The following is a 2,945-nucleotide window of genomic DNA, read 5'->3' on the forward strand; positions in this document are numbered from 1 at the left end:
TTTTGGCAACGCAGATGCCGTGCCGCAGCCGTCGGAGCGGTGCTTAAGCCGTAAGGCGGGAATTGTGCGGTGTTGCCTTAAATAGAATCATATAAAGCACTGCCCCGGCGGGACAAGATATCCCGCCGGGGCAGTGTTTTTTATGGAAGAATGATTATACGCTTCAGATCACATTGTATTCTTTCAGCAGTTTTTCAATCTCGGTGCCCTCCAGCTTCTTCAAAGCTTCTTTCAGGGCCAGTTTCTGCACAACGTTCATCTCCATATCGGTGACCTTTTTGCCGTCGCGCAGTTTTACGGTGGCATCCAGCAGGTCGCGGATATCATATACGCTGCCCCAGACCTCCGGTACGCCGCGGTCAACATTCAGCAGGGTGTAAACCGCTTCCATGCCGGTGCGGATGGAATACTCGGTGGTAAAGATGGTATCGCGCTTGGTCTCGGCAAACTGGCCGATGAAAGCGAAATTCACAGCGCCTTCGGGCACAACATCCGGGCGGTCGCCGGCAGCGCGCGGCATAAAGAAAGCGTCGATATACGGCATCATGCAGGGCACGGTGTTGGCACTGTTGGCAGCCAGATCCTCGATCTGGTCAACTGGTACACCAATGTGGTACAGCCATTCCTGGCAGATCTCCTCGCCGGTGCATTCGCGCATGGGCTTCTTGACGTAATCGCCGGGCTTATCACTGAACAGACTGTACACCCAAACGCAGAGCTGGTCCTTGGGCTGGTCGCGGAACTGCTGCTGGCGGTTCAGGGTCCAGCTGAGCAGCCAGCTGGAATCCTTGACGGAGACAATGCCGCCGGTGACGACCTTGCCGGTGAAGGGATCGCGCTTGCAGATCTTTTTGATATAGGGCACAATGCGCTGGTCCAGCGTGGTGATGGTGGCGCTCATCCAGTTGCTCAGCTCCGGGTCATAGCAGAACTTGTCCGGGTGGCCGAAGCTGGGGTCCTGGGCGGCGATCTTGCGCCACAGATCCCAGCCGCCGCCTTCCTTCAGATCAAACTTGAGGGGGGCAACGGTGGTCTGGCTGCCAATGGTGGAGTTTTCGACACAGCCGCCGTTGGTGATGAACACCAGGTCGTTCTCGGTCAGGTCAATGCACTCTTCGTGGCCATCGCGCAGAGTATCAATGCGGGTGGCCTGCTTTTTGCCGTTGGCGCAGTCAAAGGCAACGTTGGTCACCTTGACGCCGTAATGGAACTGCACGCCATAGCTTTCCAGGTACTTGACCATGGGCAGGATCATGGATTCATACTGGTTGTAGCGGGTAAAGCGCAGGGCGGTGAAATCCGGCAGGCCGCCGATGTGGTGGATGTAGCGCTGAAGGTAGCGTTTCATCTCCAGGGCGCTGTGCCAGTTCTCAAAGGCGAACATGGTGCGCCAGTACAGCCAGAAGTTGGTGTTCAGGACTTCGTCATCAAAGAAGTCGGTGATCTTTTTATCGTACAACTGCTCGTCCGGGGTCATGAACAGCTTCAAAATCTCCATGGCACCCTTGTCAGACAGGCCGAACTTGCCATCGGTGTGGGCATCCTCGCCGCAGTTGACGGTGGCGCGGCACAGGCTGTAGTTGGGATCGTGCTTGTTCAGCCAGTAATACTCGTCCAGCACGGTGACGTTCTCATCCTCAATGGAGGGGATGGAGCGGAACAAATCCCACATGCACTCGAAGTGGTTGTCCATCTCACGGCCGCCGCGCATAACGTAACCGATGTCCTGGTACTTGTAGCCATCGCAGGCACCACCGGGGATGGGATCCTTTTCCAGCACATGGATGTGCTCGCCCTTCATCTGGCCGTCACGCACCATAAAGCATGCGGCAGACAGCGCGGCCAGGCCGCTGCCGATAAGGTAGGCACTCTTGTGGTCAACGCCCTCCGGTTTTTCGGGACGGGCAAAAGCTTCATAGTTACCGCTGGAATAATACATAAAAAAGCCTCCTTGCGTTGGTTTTATTGTTTGCTGCTGTTTGTCTGGGGTGTTCCTTTTGGAATGTCTATAGTATAACCAGCGGAGGCAGGGTTCACAATCAGCAAAACAGCCGCTGTGATTAAATTTTTATCACGGCGGCTGTTTTGTATAAAATTTGAAGTTTTTGTTACAGGGGCGAGAAAACAGCGGAAGATGGTGGGGGCCATGGCGGCCTACATTAGTTTTTCGCAGATCGTGCATTTCATGGTTTCGGCCCTTAACGCAAGATGTACATCAGCTTTTATCAATGCGGCATTTTTCCAACGCCTTGGTCACATCACCGTGAATCAGGGTGGAAAGCTGTTCCACCAGCTGGGCGGGGTCCTGACGCATATCGTTTTTGATCCAGTCCAGTGTCAGCCCCACAAAGGCGAACTTATAAAAGTTGGCGATAAACTCTTTATCCTCCGGGCGAACCGTCATACCGGCGGCGCGCTCCTCCACAACGCCCATCATCAGGTCATAGGTCAGGCGGTAGAGATAATTTTCCAGCTGTTCGCGGCTGATGGAACGGTAGACGCTGGTAAAAAACGCTTTGTCCTTCCGCAGGGCTTCCAGAATCTGCAAAAAGCCCTGCTGCCAGGTATCATAGGTTTTCTGCCCGGCCAGCGCGCGGGCAGCGTCCTCCTCGCAGCACCATTCCACAAGGTCGTAAATATCCTTAAAGTGGTAATAAAAGGTCATGCGGTTGACCCCGCAGTGGTCGGTCAAGTCGCTGACCGTGATTTTGTCCAGCGGTTTGTGGCGCAGCAGTTCCTTGAGCGAAGCTTCCAGTGCGCGCTTTGTCATCTGCGACATGGGCAGTCCCCTTTCCATGGGCGATATTGCTTGAACATCATAATATTTATTCTACCACAAGGATGTGAACTTTTCTTGGCAGGAATTTTAGGCAATACCGCATAATTCTAAGTGCCGATACGGCGAGCGAGGTGCGGCAGATGCCAAGCCAAAAGCGCAGATAATA

2 protein-coding genes are annotated in these 2,945 nt (G+C 54.3%); both read right to left on the reverse strand.

The window, feature by feature from the left end:
• Positions 1 to 163 precede the first annotated feature (163 nt).
• The gene (locus tag C4885_RS15840; protein ID WP_114001258.1) at positions 164 to 1,939 is read right to left on the reverse strand and encodes an oleate hydratase; all 1,776 of its coding nucleotides are present in this window, start codon (positions 1,937 to 1,939) and stop codon (positions 164 to 166) included.
• A 276-nt stretch (positions 1,940 to 2,215) separates the two neighbouring features.
• Positions 2,216 to 2,779, reverse strand: a complete 564-nt coding sequence (locus tag C4885_RS15845) for a TetR/AcrR family transcriptional regulator (RefSeq protein ID WP_114001259.1) — start codon at positions 2,777 to 2,779, stop codon at positions 2,216 to 2,218.
• Positions 2,780 to 2,945 lie beyond the last annotated feature (166 nt).

The organism is Subdoligranulum sp. APC924/74 (genome assembly GCF_003324125.1).
Taxonomy (GTDB): Bacteria; Bacillota; Clostridia; order Oscillospirales; family Ruminococcaceae; genus Gemmiger; species Gemmiger qucibialis.